Origin of the sequence: Actinomadura sp. B10D3, assembly GCF_039871695.1 — a bacterium.
Lineage (GTDB): Bacteria > Actinomycetota > Actinomycetes > Streptosporangiales > Streptosporangiaceae > Spirillospora > Spirillospora madurae.
On the sequence record NZ_JBDPLY010000018.1, the window covers coordinates 36283 to 58045 of the forward strand.

Consider the following 21763-nt stretch of genomic DNA (forward strand, 5'->3'; position numbering starts at 1 on the left):
CCGCCGCAACCGGTTTTCCGCTGGTCACCGTACGACGGACGAGGGCTCGGTGCGGCCCGGCAGGACCAGGCACACACGATCTTCCTGCCGCTGGTGCGGCGACCCGCCGCTAGCCCCTGACCAGGGTCGCGAGGCACTCCACGTGGCGCGTCATCGGGAACGCGTCGAAGGCGCGGAGGGTCTCCAGCGTCCAGCCGCGCTCGCCGAAGTAGGCGAGGTCGCGGGCCAGGGTGGCCGGATCGCAGGACACGTAGGCGATCTTGCGGTCGGCGAGGCGGGTGATGTGCTCGACGACGTCGCGGCCCGCGCCGGTGCGCGGCGGGTCGAGGACGACGACGTCGGCGCGCCGGACGCGGGAGCCGCGGTGGTGGCCGGTGCCGCGCTTGTTCTGCGTGCGGGACCCGGCGGACGCGCGCCCGAACTCCAGGTCGGCGACGACCTCCTCCACCGCCCCGCGCTCGATCGAGACGTTCGGCAGGTCGCGCAGGTTGTGGCGGGCGTCGCGGACGGCCTGCCCGTCGGACTCGACGCCGACGACGAGCCCGTCGGGGCCGACGCGGTCGGCGAGGACGCCGGCGAACAGCCCGACGCCGCAGTACAGGTCGACGGCGATGTCGCCGGGCTTCGGTTCGAGGGCGTCCAGCACGGCGCCGGCCAGGAGCTGCGCGGCGCCCGGGTGGACCTGCCAGAAGCCGCTGCCGCTGACCTGGTACAGCCGGCCGGAGACCTCCTCGCGGACGTACGGGAGCGCGGCGCCCGGCTCGGGCCTGCCGCGGACGAGCCGGACCGGCACGTCCAGCCGCGGCACCCGGATCTTGCGGCGGTCCCGCCCGCGCAGCACGACCAGCCGGTCGCCGGTGGTGGCGGAGACGACGCCCTCGACGCCGGTCGCGCCCGGCCACCGCTTGCGCTCGATGCCCATCAGCTCCACGCCGGGGTGGGCGATCAGGCACTCGTCGATCGGCTCGATGTCGTGGGACCGGTGCCGGCGCAGGCCGACGGCGCCGGAGGAGACGGCGAACTGCACGCGGGTGCGCCAGCCGAGCCCCGGGGGCGGGGTCACCTCGCCGTCGACCGGGTAGGGGACCTCCTCGACGACCACCGTGCGCGTGATCCCGGCGAGGCGTTGCAGCTGCTCCTCGACGACCGCGGCCTTGAGCGCCCGCTGGGCGGGCAGGGAGGCGTGCTGCCAGTCGCAGCCGCCGCAGCGGCCGGGGCCGGCGAACGGGCACGGCGGTTCGACCCGGTCCGGGGACGCCTCGATGATCTCCACGGCGTCCGCGCGCAGGAAGTTCTTCGTGCGGTCGGTGACGCGGGCTCGCACCCGTTCGCCGGGCAGGGCGTGCCGGACGAAGACCACGCGGCCCTCGTGCCGGGCGACGCAGAAACCGCCGTTGGCGACGCTGCCGACCTCCAGGTCGAGGACGTCGGGTTCGAGTTCAGTCACGGTCCGAAACACTACCGGCACCGGGACGCGCTCCGGTCCGCGGCGGACGCCGGGAGGAGCCCGGCCCCGGCGGCTCGGGCCGGGCCTTCAACCGGTCGGAGGACTGGAGCTGCCAGGCGACGCTCGTCACCATGACGCCCGGCTGGAACAGCAGCCGGCCCTTCAGCCGCAGCGCGCTCTGGTTGTGCAGCAGCTGCTCCCACCAGTGGCCGACGACGTACTCGGGGATGAACACGGTGACGACGTCGCGGGGGCTCTTGCGCCGGACGCTCTTGACGTACGACAGGACGGGACGCGTGATCTCCCGGTACGGCGAGTCGAGGATCTTGAGCGGCACGGGGATGTCGAGGGCGTCCCACTCCTCCTGGAGGCGCTGCGACTCCTCGGCGTCCACCGCGACCGTCACCGCCTCCAGCGTGGACGGCCGGGTCGCGCGGGCGTAGGCGAGCGCCCGCAGCGTCGGCTTGTGGATCTTGGAGACGAGCACGATGCCGTGGTTGCGGGCGGGGAGCGCGACGTCCTCGCCAGAGGGCACCAGCTCCTCGGCGACCCGGTCGTAGTGGCGCCTGATCCCCTTCATCAGCAGGAACAGCAGCGGCATCGCGATGCACACGATGTAGGCGCCGAGCGCGAACTTGGTGATCAGCACGACGACCAGGACGATGCCGGTGAGGGTGGCGCCGAACGCGTTGATCGCGCGGGAGGTCTTCATCCGGCGCCGCTGCGCCGGGTCGTTCTCGGTGGCGAGCAGCCGGTTCCAGTGCCGGACCATGCCGACCTGGCTGACCGTGAACGACACGAACACGCCAACGGTGTACAGCGGGATCAGCCGGCTGACCGACGCGTCGTAGGCGTAGATCAGCAGCCCGGCCATGGTGGCGAGGATGATGATGCCGTTGCTGTAGGCCAGCCGGTCGCCGCGGGTGTGCAGCTGGCGCGGAAGGTAGCGGTTCTGCGCGAGGACCGACCCGAGCACCGGGAAGCCGTTGAACGCGGTGTTGGCCGCGAGGAAGAGGATCAGCGCGGTCATCGCGGTGACGAGCGCGAACCCCGGGGTGAAGTTGCTGAAGACGGTGTGCGCGACCTGCGCGATCACCGGGTCGGCGTCGTGCAGTTCGCGGCCGGTGGCCGGGTCGACGAGGTGGCTGCCCTGGTCGGGTTCGGCGAACCTGGCGTCGGTGACGTAGGCGAACGCGGTGACGCCGCCGAACATCGTCATCGCGACGAGGCCCAGCATCAGCAGGGTGGTGGCGGCGTTCTCCCCCTTGGGCTTGCGGAAGGCGGGCACGCCGTTGCTGATCGCCTCGACGCCGGTGAGCGCGGCGCAGCCGGACGAGAACGCCCGCAGCAGCAGGAAGACCAGCGCGAGCCCGGCGAGGTCGGTCTCGTCGCCGCGGATCTCGTAGTGCGCGGTCTCGGCCTCCAGCTCGGCGCCCGAGACCAGCCGGACGAGGCCCCACGCCAGCATGCTGATGACCGCGAACATGAACAGGTAGGTGGGGATCGCGAACGCGACCCCGGCCTCCTTGAGGCCCCGCAGGTTGCCGAGGGTGAGCAGCACCACGATGCCGATGGCGACCCCGACCTCGTGCGGCCGCATGAAGTTCAGCAGCGCGCCGAGGTTCTCCACCCCGGACGACACCGACACCGCGACGGTGAGCACGTAGTCGACGAGCAGCGCGCTCGCCACGAGGACGCCCCAGTTGCCGCCGAGGTTGGTGGTGGCGACCTCGAAGTCGCCGCCGCCGCTCTGGTAGGCCCGGACGTTCTGCCGGTAGGACGCGACCACGGTGAGCAGGATGACCACGACGGCCGCGGCGATCCACGGCGTGTAGTGGTACATCACCAGCCCGCCGGCGCCGAGGGTGAGCAGGATCTCCTGCGGCGCGTAGGCCACCGAGGAGAGCGCGTCGCTCGCGAAGACCGGCAGCGCGATCCGCTTCTTGAGCAGCTGCTCGTGTTGCTGTGAACTGCTCAGCGCACGGCCGAGGAGGAGCCTCTTCGCGAGGTCCGGAACCTTTGACACGCAACGAGACTCTAGCCCGTGCCGGTGACGCCCCCGCCGCCGACCGCCCCCGGCGCTCTGAGCTGCGCGTACTGTCGTCTGAGCCCCCACGGCGGCCCGGTCGGGTAGTGCTCGGCTGGGGGGATGTGTAGGTTTGCAGCCCGGCAGGGATCATTCACAGGAAACGGTCCTCGGGCGCGGCACGGTCTCGGCGGCGAATGCCGTGCACGGCGCGGGGGGGTACAGGGGGAACGTCCCCCTGGACGGAAGAAGGAACGGCCGTGCATATCGTGATCATGGGATGCGGGCGGGTCGGGTCGACGCTCGCCCACATCCTGGAGGACAAGGGCCACTCGGTGGCCATCATCGACCAGAGCCCGGAGGCGTTCCGCCGGCTCCGCAGCGGGTTCCGGGGCCGCCGCATCACCGGGTTCGGGTTCGACCGCGATGTGATCGCCGAGGCGGGCATCGAGCGCGCCTCCGCGTTCGTGGCCGTGAGCAGCGGCGACAACTCCAACATCATCTCCGCGCGGGTGGCGCGGGAGACGTTCGGCGTCGACAACGTGGTGGCCCGGATCTACGACCCGCGCCGCGCGGAGGTCTACCAGCGGCTCGGCATCCCCACGGTCGCGACCGTCCGGTGGACGGCCGACCAGATCCTGCGCCGGCTGCTCCCCGAGGGCGCCGAGCCGCTGTGGCGCGACCCGACCGGCGCGGTCGTCCTCGCCGAGCTGGACTCCGGCCACCTGTGGGTGGGCGAGAAGGTCGAGGCTCTGGAGGAGCACTCCCGGACCCGCGTGGCGTTCCTGTCGCGGATGGGCGAGGCGCTCGTCCCCGAGCGGGACACGGTCATCCAGGACGGCGACATCGTGCACATCATGGCGGGCGCCGACGATCTGGAGCGCGTGAACGCCGCCGTCGCGGCGCGGAACGGGGAGGAGGCCTGATGCGGGTCGCGATCGCCGGGGCGGGCGCGGTGGGCCGCTCCATCGCCCAGGAGCTGCTGGAGAACGGGCACGAGGTGCTGCTGATCGACAAGAGCCCCAAGGCCATCAAGGTCGAGATGGTGCCGCGCGCGGAGTGGCTGCTGGCCGACGCGTGCGAGATCTCCGCGCTGGACGACGCCGCGCTGGAGCGCTGCCAGGTGGTGGTCGCCTCGTCCGGCGACGACAAGGTCAACCTGGTGGTGTCGCTGCTGGCCAAGACCGAGTACGGGGTGCCGCGGGTGGTGGCGCGGATCAACCATCCGAACAACGAGTGGCTGTTCAACGAGTCGTGGGGCGTGGACGTGGCCGTGTCCACGCCGCGGCTGCTGTCGGCGCTGGTCGAGGAGGCCGTCAGTGTCGGCGACCTCGTCCGGCTGATGACGTTCCGGCAGGGCGAGGCGAACTTGGTGGAGCTGACGCTGCCGGAGGACGCGCCGCTCGGCGGGCAGCGGGTCGGGTCGGTGGCCTGGCCGCGCGACACCGCGCTGGTGGCGATCCTGCGGGAGGGGCGGGTGCTGGTGCCCTCGTCCGACGACACGCTGGAGCCGGGCGACGAGCTGATGTTCGTCGCCAGCCAGGACGTGGAGGACGAGCTCGCGGAGCTGCTCGGCGGCAGGTGACCGCGCGGGTCAGGCGTGCTCCTCGCGGTCGATCGGGGTGCGGCCGCGGGCGAGCAGCCCGACCATGGCGGCCAGCGCCGCCACCTGCAGCGGCCAGCCCATCACGATCTTGGCGGTGCCGAGCAGGCCGCTCTGGTCGCCGTCCGCGAGGTAGATGGGGTACTGGACGGCGACCCGCGCGGCGCAGGGCAGGACGAGCAGCCAGGTGAGCCGGGAGCACAGCTTCACGATGCCGGGGTCGGACCGCCAGGCGGTCGGGTCGCCGGTGACCGACCCGATGATGAAGCCGACGATCGGCCAGCGCACCGCGATCGAGAAGATCATCGCGGCGGCGTAGCCGGCGTTGAGCATGATGCCGGGCAGGAACGCGTTCTCGGCCTTGCCGGAGCGCAGCGCGAAGAACGCCGCGATCGCGATGCCGACGAGGCTGTTCAGGACGAACTGGGGGCTGGAGCGCTGCGCGAGCCGGACGGCGAGCAGCACCACCGCGGCGCCGATGCCGGCGGTGACGGCGAGCTTGACGTCCTCGGCCGCCACATAGGTGCCCGTGAAGGCGATCGTCGGAACGGCCGCCTCGACCATGCCGCGGACGCCGCCGAGCGCCTTGCTCAGCTGGGCGCGGACGGCGGCCTCCACGGTGTCGTGGGCGGCGGTCTCCCGCCCGGTGCCCGTCTTCACTTCGCTCACGTGGGTCTCCCGGCTGCCCGCTGCGGCCTCATGAGCCGCCGCGCAGCTCGTAGCGCGGATTGAACATGACCTTGCGCCCGTCCTGCTCGCTGACCAGCCCCTCGGCGCGCAGCCGGCGGCCCGGGTCGATGCCGGCGATCTTGCGCCGGCCGAGCCAGACCAGGTTGACCACGTCGGTGCCGTCGTAGAGCTCGGCCTCCAGGGCGGGGGCTCCGCCCCGCGGCCGGAGGGTCACCGTACGTAGCGTACCGGCCACGCAGTGCCGCTTGCGCGCGGCGCAGTCACTGATCGGCGTCGCGCCCTCGTCGCCGGCGCTCTTCTGCAGCTCCTCGGCCTCAAGCTCGGCCTTGCCCGCCGCCATGCGCCGCAGGAAGCGCCGGAGGCCGCCCTTCCCTCGCTCGCGCCCGGCGGGCTCCGCCGCCTGCGGCGTGCCGGCCGAAACCTCGTCCATACCTCGAAGCGTATGGCATCCCCGGACGAACCGGATCCTTCACCCTCCCCGGAAAACGACCCGCCATCACAGTGGAATGAAGCATTCCGTTCTGCTACTATCGGAACAGAGCATTCCGCTCCAATAGAAGGGAAGAGCCGTGACCGCCACGCTCGACACCGCGGCCCCCGCCGCCGGGACGACCACCACGGAAACGGGCCGGGACGGCGCCGCCGCGCCGCACCCGCGCCGCTGGCTCGGCCTCTCGGCGATCCTGGCCGCCACCCTGCTGAACCTCCTCGACTCCACCGTCGTGAACGTGGCCGCGCCCGCGATCCGCGCCGACCTCGGCGGGTCCTACTCCGCGCTCCAGTGGATGGCCGCCGGCTACACCCTGGCCCTGGCGGTGGCGCTGCTCACCGGCGGACGGCTCGGCGACATGTTCGGGCGGCGGCCGGTCCTGCTCGCCGGCGCCGCCGGGTTCCTCGCGACGTCGGCGGCGTGCGCGCTCGCCTGGTCGCCGGAGAGCCTGATCGCCGCCCGGGTCGCGCAGGGCCTGTTCGCCGCGGTGATGATCCCGCAGGGCTTCGGCCTGATCCGCGACCTGTTCGGCGCGGACACCGGCAAGGCGTTCGCGCTGTTCGGGCCGGTGATCGGGCTCGCCACGATCCTCGGGCCGGTGGTCGCCGGGCTGCTCATCGACGCCGACCTGCTCGGCACCGGCTGGCGCGCGATCTTCCTGATGAACGTCCCGGTGGGCGCGTACGCGCTGGTCGTGGGCGCCCGCGCACTGCCGGCTCCGGTCACCGCGGACCGCTCCGGCGGGCTGGACGCCACCGGCATGCTGCTCGGCGGCCTCGGCATGAGCATGCTGGTCTACCCGCTCGTCCAGGGGCGCGAGCTCGGCTGGCCCGCCTGGTCGCTCGCGCTGCTCGCCGGCTCGGTCCCCGCCCTGGCCCTGTTCGCCGCGCACCAGCTCCGCCGCGCCCGCCGCGGGCGGACGCCGCTGGTCCGGCTGAGCGTGTTCGGTGACCGGTCATACACCTCGGGCGTCCTGTTCGTCCTCGTCTTCTTCGGGACGATCACCGGCTTCTCCCTCGCCACCGGCCTGTTCCTGCAGCTCGGCCTCGGCTACACCCCGCTCGCCGCGAGCCTGGCCATGTCGTCCTGGGCGATCGGCGCATTCGCCGGGTCGGCGTTCAGCGGCATGACGATGAACAGCCTCGGCCGCCGGATCCTGCACCTCGGCCTGGCGCTGATGACCGCGGGCCTGGCCGCGCTGTACGCGGTGTTCGAGGCGGCCGGGACCGGGCTCGGCGGCTGGCACCTGGCGGCGCCGCTGCTGCTGTTCGGCGCCGGGATGGGCATGATCTTCGTCCCGCTGTTCGACATCATCGTGGCGGGCATCGCCGACCACGAGGTCGGGTCCGGCTCGGCCGCGCTGGAGTCGGTGCAGCAGCTCGGCGCGTCCCTCGGCATCGCAGCCCTCGGCACGGTCTTCTTCGGCGCGGTCGGCGCCCCGGTGGCCGGCCACTTCGCCGCGGCGGCCGCGCTGGACGCCGCGAAGCAGGTGACCGTCCTGACCGCCGGGCTCACCGCCGCCGCGTTCCTGGTCGCCTTCCTCCTCCCCCGCCGCGCCCGCGCCCACTGACCACCCCCGCCCGGCTCGCCGTCCACCCGGACGGCGAGCCCGGCGTTCGGGAAGCGATGAGTTTTCGCCGCAGGTCCCGTCTCCATAACGAACTCCCACACATAAGGAGAGAAGGACATGAGCCGCGTGGAACTCGGAATCGGCCTCCCGACGAGCGGGCGGGGCGTCTCGCCGGAGGGCATCGCCCAGGTCGCGGAGGGCGCGGAGCGGATCGGGCTGGGGGCGGTCTGGACGTTCGACCGGCTGCTCCGCCCGACCGTGCCCATCGCGATGGGCGGTCCAGGCGGTCCGGTGATGGACCCGCCCGAGTCGTTCGGCACCGTCTACGACCCGCTGGAGGCCCTCACCTACGTGGCCGCGCGCACGGCACGGATCCGGCTCGGGACGAGCGTGCTGGACACCCTGTTCCAGAACCCGGTCATCCTCGCCCGCCGCCTCGCGACGCTCGACCGGCTGAGCGGCGGCCGGCTGCTCGCCGGGCTCGGCCAGGGCTGGATGTCGCAGGAGTTCGAGGCCGCCGGCGTGCCGATGGCCCGGCGCGGCGCCGGGTTCGAGGAGCACGTCACGGCGATGCGCGCGGTGTGGGGACCCGACCCGGTCCGGTTCGAGGGCCGCTTCTACCGGATCCCCGAGAGCGAGATCGGCCCGAAGCCCGTCCGGCAGGACGGGCCCGAGGTCCTGATCGGCGCCGCGGCCCCGGCCGCGCTGGACCGGGCGGCGCGGCTCGGCACCGGCCTGTGCACGGTGGTCTTCGAGTGGGACGTGCTGCGCCAGACGATCGACACCTTCCGCCGCACCGCCGAGGCCGCGGGGCACGACCCGTCCCGGCTGCCCGTGGTCGTCCAGGTGAACGGCGACGTCACCGCCAAGCCGCTGGACGAGCGGGCCCCGCTCACCGGATCGCCCGAGCAGGTCGCCGGCGACCTGGCGACGCTGGACGAGCTGGACGTCCGGCACGTCCTGTGGATGAGCGACGTCGAGCCCGCCGAACAGCTGCGGCTCCTGGAGCGCGTTCTCGCGCTCGGCTGACAGATGATCATGGTCGCCGCTACCGTGACGCGGATGATCGATCCTGTGGACGGCGGCCCGTACCGGTGCGCGCTGGTGGTGCGCTACGAGGACGAGGTCGACGAAACGCTGCTGGGCGCGCTCGCCGACACGACGGACCTGACGTTCGAGTACTACGGCAACGGCGGTTTCGGCGGTGAGACGCTCGCGGACGTGTACGCCGACGCGTCCGGCCGGAATCTGCTGATCGAGGTGGCGGCCGACGAGGTCGGTGCGAAGGCGATGTTCGTCCGGGCGGAGTCGGCGGAGCGGGCCGTCGCGATCCGGGCGGCCGTGGGCGAGCGGTTCCAGGTCTGGACCGAGCAGACACTGCGCGCGCAAGTGGAGGGGGCGCTCACCGAGGCGCCCTGGACGCTCGTCGCGATGATGATGGCCGTGGGCGGCGCCGAGCCGGAGCCGGAGACCGTGGACCTGCTCCAGCGAGCGCTCGCCCACGGCGACGAGGACGTCCGGGAGGCCGCCGAGTACGCGCGGGAGGTCGCCGGGGAACTGGTGCATCCGCCCCTGGTGATGCGCGAGGCGCCCCGGGAGAAGCCGACGGGCGTCCTCGCCCCCGCGCGGCCGGTCGAGGGCGAGGAGGACTGGGTCACGGTCCGGCCGGGGATCCCGGACCGGGCCGTCCCGCGCCCGGTCGCCTGGCTCCGGCTCGCCACCGATGACGCCGAGGAGCCCGCCGTCTGGGCCTACAGGGAGGACTGGAACATCGCCGTCATCGGCAGGGACACCGACGGCTCGGGCTGGCAGGAGGCCATCTACACGACGATGGACGAGGAGACCGCCCTCCACCTCGTCCGGCATCCGGCGCTCGGCACCGCCGTCCACGCCGCCGTGCACGGCACGGACGCCGAGCCGACGGCCGCGGCACTCCGGGAGGCCCTCGGCGGCGAGATCCTGGACGGCCCGCCGCCCGCCCTGGAGGAGACGGCTCGCTCATGATCCGCGCAGACGGCTCCTGGCCATCGCGGTGAAGTATCCGATCTCCGGAACCTTCATCAGCCGGGCCGTGAGGAGATAGAGCGTCCCACCGCCGATGCCCCCGACGAGGACGGCGAGCAGAGCGGGGACGCGGTCGCCCGGCAGGCGGCCGGACGCCCAGACGATCGCCGCCGCGAACGCGACGGCGGGGAGGGCGGCCACGTGCAGGCGGGTCAGCGCGCGGAGGATGCGGCGTCCGTCCAGCCCGCCGAGGCGCCGGCGCAGGACGAGCGCGGCGCCGAGCGCGCCGAGCGCGTAGAACAGCCCGTACGCGGCCGGCAGCCCGAGCACCACCTGCCGCGCCGGAAGGGCCCACAGCAGCGCGAACGCGGCGGCCGCCTGCGCGATCCCGGCGGGGACGGCGATCAGGCCGGGCGTGCGGGTGTCGCCGAGGGCGTAGAAGACCCGCATCAGCAGCTGGTGGACGGTGAACGGCAGCACCATCACGGCGAACACCATGAGGACGAGGCCGATGCGGCGCGCCCCGTCCGGCGTGAGGCTTCCGTAGGCGAAGAACGTGATCGAACCGGGGATCGCGAACACCAGCATCCCCAGCCAGAGCGGGACGAGCAGCGCGCTCGCCAGCCGGAGGCCGCGGGAGAGGTCGGCGCGGACGAGGTCGCGGCGGCCGTCGGCGACGTGGGCGCTCATCCGCGGCAGCAGCGCGGTGATGACCGAGACCGCGATGATCGCGTAAGGGAGCTGGAAGACGACGAGGGCGAACTTGTACGTGGCCAGGCCGCTGCCCGGACCGGCGGCGCGGTCGCCGGCCCGGGTCGCCACGTTCGCGGTCACGAGCACCCCGGCCTGCGCGACGACGATGTAGAGCAGCATCCACGTCGCCGTGCGGGCGGCCTCGCCGAACCCCGAGCCGCGCAGGTCGAGGCGCGGGCGCCAGCGGAACCCCGCGGACCGCAGCGTCCACGCGAGCACCCCGCTCTGCGCGACCGTGCCGAGGGCGGAGCCGAGGCCGAGGAGGGTCAGCTGGGCGTCGGTCACGGTCGCGGTGGTCCGCCCGCGGCCCGCGACCCACAGGAACAGCAGGCCCGCCCCCATCGTGACCAGGTTGTTGACGACGGGCGCCCACATCGGCGCCCCGAACCGGTGCCGGACGTTCAGCAGCGTGCTCGCGAGGCCGCTGACGCCGATGAAGAAGATCTGCGCGAGCAGCAGGCGGGTGAGCAGGACGGTGACCTCGCGCTGCCGCCCGGTGTACCCGCCCGCGTACAGCGACACGAGCCACCCGGAGGCGAGCACGGCGGCCGCGGTGAGCACGGCGAGGGCCACGATGACGGCGGTGAGCAGCCGGTTCTCGGTGGCCGCTCCCCCGTCGGCGTCCCGTATCCGGCGCTTGACCAGGAAGGGGACGAACACGCTCGCCAGCATCCCGCCGAGCAGCAGCTCGTACACGGTGTAGGGGATCATCTCGGCGGCCTGGTAGGCGTCGCCGAGCAGGGCGGTGCCGAGCGCGGCGCCGATCACGACGGTGCGCAGGAAACCGGTCAGCCGGGAGAACACGGTGCCGATCGCCATGACGGCGCTGGAGTGCGCGACGCCGGGCGGCGCGGCCTGCGCGGCGCCGCCGATCTCGTCGCGTTCCGAGCCGGGGCGGTCGGCGGTCCCCGGGTCGGCGACGTCGCCGGGGTCGCGGACGGGGACGAGGCCCGGTTCGGGCTCGCCGGCCGGCTCCGCGCGCTCCGCCTCGTCCAGGACCCCCGGCATGAGGATCCGCCGCCCGTCGCGCTCGCCCATTCCGCACCACCCCCGGACGGGCCAGTATGCCCCCCAACGCGCCGCACCCGCCTCCTGACATGAGTGAGTGCTCATCCTGTACGGATGAGCACTCGGGGCACGACCGGTCAGCGCAGTGCCGCCTCCACGGCCGGCACGCGGATCGTGCGGCGGGCCGCGCCGTAGGCGGTCGCGCCGGTCAGCACCGCGGCGAGCGCGACGACCCCGACGTAGGTCCACACGCTGCCGTCCGGGGCCGGTGTGTCCCGCCGGGCGAGGCCGAACGGCACGACCGTGAAGACCGCGGCGACCGTCCCGCAGACCACGCCGGTGACGGTCAGCACCGCCGACTCGACCGCGACCGAGCCGAGCACCTGGCGCGGGGTCGCGCCGGCGAGCCGGGTCTGGCCGAACTCGCGGCCGCGGTGCGCCGTCGCCGCGATGAGCGTGTTGACCAGCATGATCGCGGCGAACAGCACCACCATGCCGATGACGACGAGGTTGAGCGTCTCGATGCTCTTCTGCTCGGCGTCCTTGGCCAGCCCGGCCGCGTCCATGGCCGCGTTCTCGGCGGCCTGCAGGAACAGCGTGCCGACCGCGATGCCGACGAACAGGATGACCGGCGTGACCGCCGACGCCAGCGCCCCGGGGCGGCGCCGCATGGTGGTGATCGCCAGGTCGCCGGCCGCCCCGCCGAGCAGCCGGACCGGGCGCGCCAGCAGCGCCGTGACGCCCCGCATGATCGCCGGAGACAGCAGCGCCAGCGCGAGCGAGGCGAAGATGTCGGCCTGCCCGGACGTCGCCATCGCGTCGGTGCCCTTGCCGTCCATCAGCGTCACCGTGACGACCGCCTCGTCCACGGCGACGAACAGGAACAGCACCGCGAACACGATGCGCTTCTTGCTCAGCCGGCCGGTGTCGACGGCCGCGTCCGCCATCGACTCGGCCGCCCGGACCCGGACGGCGCGGCGCGCGGTGATCAGCGCGGCGCCGGCCGCCGAGACCAGCGTGATCCCGATGCCCATCGACAGCGCGATCGGCCCGAAGGCGTGGCCGACGCCCGCGGGCACCTGTCCGGTGTCGTGCAGCATCCACACCAGGCCGCGCCCGATCAGCATCGCCGGGACGATGCCGAGCAGCGCCGCCACCACCGCGAGGCCCGCCGCCTCGCCGACGATCATGCGGCCGACCTGGCCCGGGGTCGCGCCGACGCTCTTCAGCAGCGCCATCTCCGCGGCCCGCTGCCGGACCGACAGGGTCAGCGTCGAGGTGACGGCGAAGACCACGAGCAGCAGGCCCCAGCCGCCGACGACGTTCGCCATGATGACGAGCGTGTCCCGGGGCGGCCCGGTCACGCCGCTCTCCCGCGCCGTGTCGAGCATCGAGGCGAACGCCATGATGATCGCCGAGCCGAGGAACATCGCGAGGAAGCTCGCCGTGAACGCGCTCGCGCGCCGGCGCAGTGAACGGATCGCCAGACCGAACATGTCACGCTCCCGCCATCGTGCGCTGCCGCTCGACCTCGTCGGCCAGGTGCGTCATCCGCTCCGCCACGGCCTCGGCCGTGGGCGCGGTCTGGTGGCCGACGATCCGCCCGTCCGCCAGGTACAGGACGGCGTTCGCGTACGACGCGGCGACCGGGTCGTGGGTCACCATCACCACCGTCTGCCCGAACGTCCGCACCGACTCCCTCAGCAGGCCCAGCACGTCGCGGGCACTGCGCGTGTCGAGCGCGCCGGTCGGCTCGTCCGCGAACACCACCCGCGGCTCGGTGACGAGCGCCCGCGCGATCGCCACCCGCTGCTGCTGGCCGCCGGACAGCTGCGCCGGCAGGTGGCCGAGCCGCTCCCCGAGCCCCATCCGCTCCAGGATCTCCCGTGCCCGCGCCCGGTCGGGCCGGCGGCCCGCCAGCTTCAGCGGCAGCACCGTGTTCTCCATGACGGTCAGCGTCGGCAGCAGGTTGAACTGCTGGAAGACGAAGCCGATCCGCTGCCGCCGGAACCTCGTCAGCGCTGCCTCCCCGTCGCCGGAGAGCTCGGCGCCGTCCACGAAGACCCGCCCCTCGGTCGGACGGTCCAGGCCCGCCGCGCACTGCAGCAGCGTGCTCTTGCCCGATCCCGACGGGCCCATCACCGCGGTGAACGACCCCGCCGGCAGCGACAGCGACACGCCGTCCAACGCGGCCACCTGGTTGCCCTCCGTGCCGTAGACGCGGCGCACGTTCTCAAGCCGGAGCGCCTCGCCGGGCCCCCCGGGCGCCCGCCGCGGCTCCTTACTGCGTCCGAACATCCTCTTACCTCCGCCCGGCGCCCCCTCGCGGGGCGCTTCGGGAACGAAGCTACGGACGGCGAAGGCCGCCGAGGATGGGTCCAGCACGCCGATCGGGGTAGGCAAAACCCCACCATCGCCGGGCCCCGCCTTCGCGCCGGCGCGGAGGCGCAGTAAAGTCCTCTCCGGTGCGCCGGTAGGTCTGGTCGGCAGGCCCCGTCACCCGCAGGCCGACCGGGAGGCTCAGTGCAGGCCACCGCCGCGATCGTCATCTTCGTCTGCGCGTACGTGATGATCGCGTCGGAGAAGGTGCACCGGACGGCCGTGGCGCTCGGCGGCGCCGGCCTGATGCTCCTGCTGCACGTGACCGACGCCGAGGACGCGTTCTTCTCCGAAGAGTCCGGGATCGACTGGAACGTCGTCTTCCTGCTCCTCGGCATGATGGTGATCGTTTCGGTGCTGCGGCGCACCGGCCTGTTCGAGTACGTGGCGATCTGGGCCGCCAAGCGCGCACGGGGACGCCCTTACCGGCTGATGGTGATGCTGACCGTCCTGACGGCCGGGGCGTCCGCGCTGCTGGACAACGTCACCACCGTCCTGCTGATCGCGCCCGTGACGTTCCTCGTCTGCGAGCGGCTCCGTCTTGCGCCCGAGCCGTACCTGATCGCCGAGGTGATGGCGTCCAACATCGGCGGCACCGCGACGCTCGTCGGCGACCCGCCGAACATCATCATCGCCAGCCGCGGCGGCCTGTCGTTCAACGACTTCCTCGTCCACCTCGCGCCGCTCATCGTGCTGCTGACGATCGTCTTCTGCGGTCTGTGCCGGTGGCTCTTCCGGTCCGCGTTCCACTACGATCCCCGCCTCGCCGCCGAGATCATGAAGCTGGAGGAGCGGGCGGCCATCACCGACCGGCGGCTGCTCGCGCAGGGACTCGCCGTCCTCGGCGTCGTCGTGGCGGCGTTCGTGCTGCACCCCGTCCTGCACTACGAGCCGTCCGTGGTCGCGCTGCTCGGCGCCGGGCTGCTCGTCGCCGCGACCCGGGTCACCACCGAGGAGGCGCTCGCCGAGGTCGAGTGGCCCACGCTCGTGTTCTTCGCCGGCCTGTTCGTGATGGTGGGCGGGCTCGTCCGGACGGGCGTCATCGCCGAGATCTCCGAGGCCGCCGCCGACGCCACCGGCGGGCGGCTCGGGCCCGCCGCGATGCTGCTGCTGTGGGCGTCCGCGGGCCTGTCGGCGATCGTGGACAACATCCCCTACGTCGCCACCATGAGCCCGGTCGTCGCCGACCTGGCCGGGCAGCACCCGGGCACGCAGGGGCACGTCCTGTGGTGGGCGCTCGCCCTCGGCGCCGACCTCGGCGGCAACGCCACCGCGATCGGCGCGAGCGCCAACGTCGTCGTGCTCGGCCTCGCCGCCCGCAACGGCACCCCGATCAGCTTCTGGCGCTTCACCCGCTACGGACTCGTCGTCACCCTCATCATGGTCGCCCTGTCGACCCCCTACCTCTGGCTCCGCTACCTCTAGCCGGCCGCTACGCGGTCATGCGGTCCAGGACGGAGGTGTAGCGATGGCGGCGGTCGGGGCGGGCGCGGCCCTCGGCGTGCCGTAGCGCGGGGACCGCCGCCGAGCCGAGCATGACCAGACCGTCCGCGGCGGCCTTGCGGGCGCTCTCGCGCGGGTGCGCGAGCAGCGCGACGAGGCCGGGGACCGCGGGCTTCCAGGCGGCATGCGCGAGCGTCCTGATGGCGGAGCGGACGACGGCGGGCTCGGGATCGTCCAGCAGCCGGACCGTCTGGTCGAGATAGGCGGGCCGGTCCAGCACGCGCCGGGACACGCGGTGCGCGTGCAGCCGCACCTTCGTCTCGCCGTGCACGATCAGCGTCGCCAGCAGGTCCGCCAGCTCGGGATCCGCGGTGGCACCCGCCTCCTCGTGGCGTTCGGCGAGCCGGGTGAGCGCGCGCCCGGCGGCCTTGGCCTCCGCGCCGCGGGCCACGCGGAACAGTTCCGCGCGCGACGGTTCGCGGGCCGTTCCGGCGGGGCGCTCGCGGAGGGTGTTCAGCACCTCCTCGTCCCGGGCGGCGGCGCCCGGCGCCCGGAGCGGCCCCTCGGCCAGGACGAGCTTCGCGGCGCGGTCGTCGCGCCCCTCGTCGCGGAGGCGCTCGCGCGCCTGGATCAGTTCGGGGGTCGGCAGCACCGGCCTGCACGCGACGAGGTCGAGCAGCCCCCAGGCGCCGGCGGCGAGGCGGCCGGAGACCGCCCCGGCGACGACGTCGGGCGACGCCCGGCGCAGTGCCCGGCCGGCCGCTTCGGACGTGGCGGCGTCTCCGTGCTCCCACGCGGCCAGGAGGCGGGGGACGAACCTGTCCAGACGGTCGGTGTCCAGGTAAGAGGCCAGGCGGGCGAACCGCCCGTCGACGGCGCCGCCCCCGGTCAGATCGGACTCGGCCGCGTGGTCGAGCACGCCCGCCAACCGGTGGCCGGCGGCAAGGCCGACACGACCGTGCAGGTAGGCCTTGAGCACCGCGAGCCCGGCCTGCGGTTCGGGCCAGTCGAGCAGCATGCGGGCCGCGTTCTCCCTGCGCTCCGTCTGAGGGTCGTCCAGCATCGCCAGAAGGCGCCGGCGCTGGGCGTCGGAGCGCGGCTGGTCCAGATCGCCGGAGTGGGGAGTCCGGACGTCCGCGACCGGACGGCGAGACTCCTCGGCGATCGTCCAGGGCGGGGCGCCGAGCGGCTGCAACTCCAGCATCCAGTCGAGGAGGAGGTCGCGCGTGCCGGGCGGAGCCTGCGCGAACACGCTGATCAGCGCGTCGAGGACCGCACGCGACGGCGCGTCCGTCCGCTCGCGCGCGCGCCGCAGGGAGCCGGCGTCGCGGATCGCGTCCCCGAGTCGCCCCCGGAGCGGTGCGGAATCCTCGGTCGCCTCCTGCCCGAACGCCTCGCGCAGGACGGCCTCCTGGTCCGGCTCCGGGCGCTCTCCGCGCCGCGCGACGGCCAGTGCGCGGACGACGTCGTCACGCGTCGGGGAGACCGCGCACAGGCGCAGCACGACGAGCCCCGCACGGCCGGCGTCCAGCCCGCGCGCCCGCTCGGCGACCGCCAGCCGCTCCACGCGGCCCAGGCGAGGAACCGCCGCCGCCAGCAGCGCGAGCAGCCGGTCGTGGTCGCCGCCGGCGGCCAGGCCGTCCACGAGGGTTCCGGCGGAGCGGGCGAGGACCTCCGCTTCCGCGTCCCCCAGCGGCGGCCGGCAGATCTCCGTGACCAGCCGGACGGCCCGGGGATCGGACACCGCCAGGTCCAGCCAGCGGACCAGCGCCGGACGCAACCGCCAGTACGGCAACGGCTCACTCTCATGTGCGTCCAGCACCCTGAGGGCGGTCTCGGTGTCCCAGCCGCCGTCGAGCAGCGCGTCCACGTCGGGGACCGGCGGCGGCGTCCGTCCCCGGACCGTGACGCCGCGCCGGGCCAGGGCCTCGACCGCGCACTCGTCCAGCAGGCCGTCGAGGCTCCGCAGCAGCGGGGACGGATCGGCGGCGCGGTCGGCCGCCGCGAGGACGGTCGCGGCGAACGCGTCGCCGAGGATCGCCCGCAGCGCGCCGACGATCGCCTCGCGCAGGCCCGGGTTGTCGTGGCGGCCGAGCCAGGACAGCAGCTTCGGGACCGCCTCCGGCCCGCCCGCCCGCGCGAGGGCCGACGCCGCGGCCTTCTTGACGTTCATGTTCGGATGGTCGAGGCAGCCCGCGATCGCCGGCGCGGCCCAGCTCGCCCCGGCCTCGGCCAGCGCGAGGATCGCCTGCCGGACGGTCTGGACGTCGCCGGCGGCCGTCAGCGGTATCAGGCTCGCCGACAGGGCCAGCGCGTCCCCGCCGTCCAGGGCGAGGATCGCGATCGCCCCCGCCCGGACGTGCCGGTCCCGGTCCCGCAGCAGCCGGTGCACGCGGGCCCGCGTCCGGCGGTGCGGGGCCCGGCGGAGCACGTCCAGCAGCGTCGTCCGCTCGGCGGGCCGCAGCCCCGGACGCGCCAGGAGGCGCAGGACCATGTCCGCGACCAGGGCGTTCCCAGCGTCCGCCGCATCGGCGGCGTCCAGCAGACAGCGCGGCCGGAGGGCGCCGCGCCGCCACAGGCCGCCGCCGAGCTCACCGACGGCCGCGACGATCTCGTCCGGGACGGGTCCGTCCTCCTGCGCGGCGACCCGGAGCAGCAGGTCGGCGATGGCGGGCAGGGTCGTCGCATCGCCGTTCGCGGCCAGCCTGCGGAGAGCGGCGGCCGGGTCGCCCCGGCCCGGGTTCGCGCGGAGCGCCGCGAGTTCCCGGGCGTCGGGCCCGCCGAGGTCGTCCGCGATCCGCCGGGGCAGGTCGCGGGGGTCGAGGCGCTCCAGGATCGTCCGCCGCAGGCCGGCGTCGCCGTTGAGGTGCCAGAGGATCTCCAGGGCGCGATGCCGGTACGGCCTGAGGTGCGCGGCGACGTCTCCCCCGGCCAGCCCCAGGCCGTCGCGCAGGACCGCGACCGTCCGGGCGCCGCCCACGGCTTCGAGGGCGCCGAGGGCCTCCCGCGGCGAGCGGGGCAGCAACTCCAGGACGGTCTCCTCCGCCGCCGCGTGCCGGAGCCGCCGGATCGCCCGCAGGAACGGCGCCGGATCGTCGGCACCGCGCGCCAGGCCGGTGACCGCGTCGCCGATCCCGAGATCCGGGGCGCCCTGCTCGTCGAGCGCGACCAGCAGGTCCAGACGGCGCGGCAGGTTCCCGTCCGCGGCCGTCGGCTCCGTCGGCGCCGTCAGCTCCTTCAGCGCCTCGTGCCTGCGGGGGTAGAGGACGACGGCGAGGTCCCCGGCGGGGACGGCGTGGTCGGCGAGGGCGAGCCCGACGATGGCGGGGACGTCCTGTCCGTCCGGGAAGTGGCCGCGCCGGTGCAGGCCGCCGAGGCAGGTGACGGCAGGTCCCGCGAGCAGCAGCGGATCCCGGGCGGCGGTGGCCACGATCGCGCCCACGTCCTCGCGGGTGGCGAGATCGCCGAGAAGCTCCAGGCAGCGCCGCCGCAGTACGGGTTCCCGCCGGGGGTCGCCGGCGAGGCCGGCGAGGAGATCGCGATGACCGTGCCGGGCGGCGACCTCGATCGCGACGCGGGCGGGCCCGGCGTCCAGGAGACGGCGCATCCGCCCGTGCGGGAGCGGGTCGAGCACCGCCCACGGTGCGGCGAGCTCGCACAGCGCGTCCGGGACGCCGGCGGCGAGGTCCTCGACGATCGTCCGCGCGGAGGCGGCGGGCAGCAGTCCCGCCCGCAGCGCCTCCCGGGTGATCCGGAACGCCTCGGTCCGGAGCACGCCGTCACCGCTTCCCGCGAGGTGACGGGCGAGCTCCTCCGGGTCGTCCGTGTCGAGCGCACCGATCTTCCGCACCGCCTGGTAGAGCGCTTCCCCGGCGGGCTCCTTCCGGGCGGCGGCGGGACGGGCGGCGATCCGGGCCCGCAGCCGGTCGATGCGGACGGGGACCGGCGGGCTGGGGGACGGCGCGGCGGACATGGAGCCGATCCTAGGCTTCGGCCAGGATGAGGGGATGGACGAAGTACCTGAGGACTGGGACCGGGCCCTCGCGGTCGTGGCGCACCCCGACGACCTGGAGTACGGGACGTCGGCGGCGGTCGCCAGGTGGACCGGCCAGGGCAAGACCGTGACGGAGGTGCTCGCCACCCGCGGCGAGGCCGGGATCGACTCGATGGACCCCGACGAGGTCCGCAGGATACGCAGCGCGGAGCAGATCGAGGCCGCGCGGATCGTCGGGGTCGAGACCGTCGAGTTCCTCGACCTGCCGGACGGCATGCTGGAGTACGGGCTGCCGCTGCGGCGCTCCATCGCCGCCGCGATCCGGTGGCACCGGCCCGAGGTGGTCCTGTCGGTCAACTTCCGGGAGACCTTCCCCGGCGGCGGCTTCAACATGGCCGACCACCGGGCGCTCGGCCTCGCCGTCGCGGACGCGATCAGGGACGCGGCGAACCGGTGGGTGTTCCGCGACCTCGACCTCGAACCGTGGCAGGGCGTCCGGTTCGCGCTCTTCGGCGGATCGCCGCGGGCCGACCACTACGTGGACGTCGGCGGCCACCTGCAGGCGGGCATCGACTCCCTGCTCGCCCACCGGGTGTACTTCTCGAACCTCGCCGCCGGGTTCGACGCGGCCGCGTTCCTCACCGGCATGGCCGAGGAGGGCGGGCGCGCCGCCGGCGTCGAGCACGCGATCACGTTCGAGATGATCAGGTCCTAGCGGCGGGCGTTGGGCCGCTTGCCCTTGTTGTGCTTGCTCCGCTTGCGGGCACGGCGCTTGCGCGTCTTCTTCGACATGCCCTGATTGACCACCCGCGGGCCGTCCAAGGCAAGGGATCCGCCGGTCGCAGACAGCAGGAACCCGCCGGGACGCACGTCCGAAAAGGCGTGCGCCCGGCGGGCGGCGGTCCGGCGAGGTGCGGCCTCAGCGGACCTCGGTGATCTCGGGGCCGCGCTCGAACGGGTTGAAGCTCTGCTCGCCCTCGCCCTCCTGCTCCTCGGCGCCCTCGCTGAACTCCTTGGGGATCTGCAGCTCCAGCAGGTCGCGGGGAGGCATCGGGGCGTCGCCGCGGTGCACGACGATGCCGCTCAGCACGTCCTCCAGGACCTGCCACTGCTCCTCGTCCTCGATCGCGGCGCCGTGCACGGTGGCCTGGAGGAACCAGCGGGGGCCGTCCACCCCGAGGAAACGGATGATCTGCGGCGCCCAGCCCTGCTCGATGAACTCGGCCGGGATCTGCTCGCGGACCTCCTGCGGCATCTCCGCGAGGACCTCCTCGGTCAGCGCGGCGGGCACCATCGCCAGCAGCTCGGGGCCGAACGGGCCCTCGCCCTCCTGGATCTGGCCCTGGGCCTCCTCCTGGATGTCCTTGGCGGTCTCACGGCGCACGTCCTCCCAGATGCCGCTGCGCTTCGGCGCGGCGAACACCTGGAGCTGCATGGCGCTCTCCTCGTACTGCACCAGCACGGCGACGGGCCGCCCGTCGAGGGGGTTGCCCTCCTCGTCGACCTGGGTGGCCTCGAAGTTCACCTGGAAACCCAGCCCCGGGGCGACCGGCACCTTCAGCGCCCCGAAATCGAGCCGCTGCATCTCGGGGAAGGAGTCCCCGGAGTCCCAGGGCCCGCCCGTGGCCGACTCCGCCTCGGCGGGAGCCTCCTCGGCGGTCTCCGCCGGCTCCTCGGCCACCTCGGCACCCTTCGCGGGCTCCTCGGCCTGCCGGCGACGTCCAAAAGCCACGACTCACACTCCTTCTCTACTGTGCTCATTGTCCCCGGATCCGGGCGCCGGACCGAATCCACCGGTCGACCCGAGGCCATCGGCTCCGCGCGCCGATCCGGGAAGGTCGGCGAGCTCGTGGAACACCGCCCGCTCGACCCGCTGCACGACCATCTGCGCGATGCGGTCTCCGCGCCGCAGCGTCACCGTGGCGCGGGGATCGGTGTTCAGCAGGGTCACCTTGATCTCACCCCGATAGCCGGCGTCGACCGTACCGGGTGCGTTGACTATGGTCACTCCCAACCTAGCGCCCAATCCGGACCTGGGGTGAATGAAAGCGGCGTAGCCGTCCGGCAGGGCGATCGCCACCCCGGTGGGCACGACGGCGCGCTCCCCCGGCGGCAGTTCCACGTCCACGGCGGTGACGAGATCGGCGCCCGCGTCGCCGGGATGGGCGTACCGCGGCAGCGGCAACGCCGGATCAAGCCGCCGGATCAGCACATCGACCTTGCTCACGGGTTTCCACCTCACGCGCGTAACCTGCCGGAAAACCCCACGACCCTACCCAGGGCACCGTGCCCGGCCGCCGCTGAAACGCCGCCGCCGCGCGAGAGTCCGGCAGTTGACCCTACCCGGTCCCGGACG

The 21763-nt window shown here is 73.9% G+C and carries 17 protein-coding genes; 7 read left to right on the forward strand and 10 right to left on the reverse strand.

Features of this window, described 5'->3' with window-relative positions; genetic code table 11:
- Positions 1-109 precede the first annotated feature (109 nt).
- Together ABGB11_RS25235 and ABGB11_RS25240 are read right to left on the reverse strand one after the other, a co-directional pair.
- A complete protein-coding gene (locus ABGB11_RS25235; RefSeq protein WP_347636507.1) occupies positions 110-1447 on the reverse strand; it encodes a class I SAM-dependent RNA methyltransferase in 1338 nt (445 codons plus the stop codon).
- Positions 1440-3473 carry an APC family permease gene (locus ABGB11_RS25240; RefSeq protein ID WP_347636508.1) on the reverse strand — a complete coding sequence of 678 codons (2034 nt, stop codon included), beginning with the start codon at positions 3471-3473 and terminating at the stop codon, positions 1440-1442. Before ABGB11_RS25240 ends, ABGB11_RS25235 begins: the two co-directional genes overlap by 8 nt.
- Positions 3474-3733: 260 nt before the next feature.
- Here ABGB11_RS25240 and ABGB11_RS25245 point away from each other — a divergent pair, with 260 nt between their 5' ends.
- Together ABGB11_RS25245 and ABGB11_RS25250 are read left to right on the forward strand one after the other, a co-directional pair.
- Positions 3734-4399: a TrkA family potassium uptake protein gene (locus ABGB11_RS25245; protein WP_347636510.1), complete on the forward strand. Its 666-nt coding sequence runs from the start codon at positions 3734-3736 to the stop codon at positions 4397-4399.
- The gene (locus tag ABGB11_RS25250) at positions 4399-5058 is read left to right on the forward strand and encodes a TrkA family potassium uptake protein (protein ID WP_021593569.1); all 660 of its coding nucleotides are present in this window, start codon (positions 4399-4401) and stop codon (positions 5056-5058) included. Before ABGB11_RS25245 ends, ABGB11_RS25250 begins: the two co-directional genes overlap by 1 nt.
- A 9-nt stretch (positions 5059-5067) precedes the next feature.
- Here the strand turns inward: ABGB11_RS25250 and ABGB11_RS25255 are convergent, their stop codons facing one another.
- Positions 5068-5745 (reverse strand): DUF3159 domain-containing protein, encoded by a 678-nt coding sequence (locus tag ABGB11_RS25255; protein WP_347636511.1) that lies wholly within the window; start codon positions 5743-5745, stop codon positions 5068-5070.
- A 28-nt stretch (positions 5746-5773) separates the two neighbouring features.
- The gene (locus tag ABGB11_RS25260) at positions 5774-6106 is read right to left on the reverse strand and encodes an OB-fold nucleic acid binding domain-containing protein (protein ID WP_347636653.1); all 333 of its coding nucleotides are present in this window, start codon (positions 6104-6106) and stop codon (positions 5774-5776) included.
- 229 nt (positions 6107-6335) lie between these two features.
- Here ABGB11_RS25260 and ABGB11_RS25265 point away from each other — a divergent pair, with 229 nt between their 5' ends.
- From ABGB11_RS25265 to ABGB11_RS25275, 3 genes are all read left to right on the forward strand, one after another.
- Positions 6336-7826: an MFS transporter gene (locus ABGB11_RS25265; RefSeq protein ID WP_347636512.1), complete on the forward strand. Its 1491-nt coding sequence runs from the start codon at positions 6336-6338 to the stop codon at positions 7824-7826.
- Positions 7827-7943: 117 nt separating this feature from the next.
- On the forward strand, positions 7944-8855 hold the full coding sequence (locus tag ABGB11_RS25270; protein ID WP_347636514.1) for a TIGR03619 family F420-dependent LLM class oxidoreductase: 912 nt from the start codon (positions 7944-7946) through the stop codon (positions 8853-8855).
- A gap of 33 nt (positions 8856-8888) precedes the next feature.
- On the forward strand, positions 8889-9830 hold the full coding sequence (locus ABGB11_RS25275; RefSeq protein WP_347636516.1) for a hypothetical protein: 942 nt from the start codon (positions 8889-8891) through the stop codon (positions 9828-9830).
- Here the strand turns inward: ABGB11_RS25275 and murJ are convergent.
- The 3 genes from murJ to ABGB11_RS25290 form a co-directional block, all read right to left on the reverse strand.
- Positions 9825-11621, reverse strand: coding sequence for a murein biosynthesis integral membrane protein MurJ (gene murJ, locus ABGB11_RS25280; protein WP_347636517.1), 1797 nt, complete (start codon positions 11619-11621; stop codon positions 9825-9827). The genes ABGB11_RS25275 and murJ overlap by 6 nt on opposite strands.
- Before the next feature lie 107 nt (positions 11622-11728).
- Positions 11729-13087 carry an FtsX-like permease family protein gene (locus ABGB11_RS25285; protein ID WP_347636519.1) on the reverse strand — a complete coding sequence of 453 codons (1359 nt, stop codon included), beginning with the start codon at positions 13085-13087 and terminating at the stop codon, positions 11729-11731.
- Position 13088: 1 nt separating this feature from the next.
- Positions 13089-13889 (reverse strand): ABC transporter ATP-binding protein, encoded by an 801-nt coding sequence (locus tag ABGB11_RS25290; protein ID WP_347636520.1) that lies wholly within the window; start codon positions 13887-13889, stop codon positions 13089-13091.
- A gap of 225 nt (positions 13890-14114) precedes the next feature.
- Between ABGB11_RS25290 and ABGB11_RS25295 the strand changes: the two genes are divergently transcribed.
- Entirely contained in the window at positions 14115-15395 is a 1281-nt protein-coding gene (locus tag ABGB11_RS25295) for an ArsB/NhaD family transporter (protein ID WP_347636521.1), read from the forward strand.
- 7 nt (positions 15396-15402) lie between these two features.
- On the opposite strand, the gene ABGB11_RS25300 is transcribed toward ABGB11_RS25295, so the two are convergent.
- Positions 15403-19386 (reverse strand): HEAT repeat domain-containing protein, encoded by a 3984-nt coding sequence (locus tag ABGB11_RS25300; protein ID WP_347636523.1) that lies wholly within the window; start codon positions 19384-19386, stop codon positions 15403-15405.
- Positions 19387-19420: 34 nt separating this feature from the next.
- On the opposite strand from ABGB11_RS25300, the gene ABGB11_RS25305 reads away from it, so the two are divergent.
- The gene (locus ABGB11_RS25305; RefSeq protein WP_347636524.1) at positions 19421-20122 is read left to right on the forward strand and encodes a PIG-L deacetylase family protein; all 702 of its coding nucleotides are present in this window, start codon (positions 19421-19423) and stop codon (positions 20120-20122) included.
- A 204-nt stretch (positions 20123-20326) separates the two neighbouring features.
- Here ABGB11_RS25305 and ABGB11_RS25310 read toward each other — a convergent pair whose 3' ends face one another.
- Positions 20327-21139 carry a DUF3710 domain-containing protein gene (locus tag ABGB11_RS25310; protein ID WP_347636525.1) on the reverse strand — a complete coding sequence of 271 codons (813 nt, stop codon included), beginning with the start codon at positions 21137-21139 and terminating at the stop codon, positions 20327-20329.
- Between the two features lie 3 nt (positions 21140-21142).
- On the reverse strand, positions 21143-21634 hold the full coding sequence (dut, locus tag ABGB11_RS25315; RefSeq protein ID WP_347636527.1) for a dUTP diphosphatase: 492 nt from the start codon (positions 21632-21634) through the stop codon (positions 21143-21145).
- Positions 21635-21763: the final 129 nt, after the last annotated feature.

Bases quoted from the DNA above. Each gene is read 5' to 3' on its own strand.
- ABGB11_RS25260 (WP_347636653.1), bottom strand. From the start codon at position 6,106: ATGGCGGCGGGCAAGGCCGAGCTTGAGGCCGAGGAGCTGCAGAAGAGC.
- murJ (WP_347636517.1), bottom strand. From the start codon at position 11,621: ATGGGCGAGCGCGACGGGCGGCGGATCCTCATGCCGGGGGTCCTGGAC.
- ABGB11_RS25305 (WP_347636524.1), top strand. From the start codon at position 19,421: ATGGACGAAGTACCTGAGGACTGGGACCGGGCCCTCGCGGTCGTGGCG.
- ABGB11_RS25275 (WP_347636516.1), top strand. From the start codon at position 8,889: ATGATCGATCCTGTGGACGGCGGCCCGTACCGGTGCGCGCTGGTGGTG.
- ABGB11_RS25300 (WP_347636523.1), bottom strand. From the start codon at position 19,386: ATGTCCGCCGCGCCGTCCCCCAGCCCGCCGGTCCCCGTCCGCATCGAC.
- ABGB11_RS25250 (WP_021593569.1), top strand. From the start codon at position 4,399: ATGCGGGTCGCGATCGCCGGGGCGGGCGCGGTGGGCCGCTCCATCGCC.
- ABGB11_RS25270 (WP_347636514.1), top strand. From the start codon at position 7,944: ATGAGCCGCGTGGAACTCGGAATCGGCCTCCCGACGAGCGGGCGGGGC.
- ABGB11_RS25290 (WP_347636520.1), bottom strand. From the start codon at position 13,889: ATGTTCGGACGCAGTAAGGAGCCGCGGCGGGCGCCCGGGGGGCCCGGC.
- ABGB11_RS25285 (WP_347636519.1), bottom strand. From the start codon at position 13,087: ATGTTCGGTCTGGCGATCCGTTCACTGCGCCGGCGCGCGAGCGCGTTC.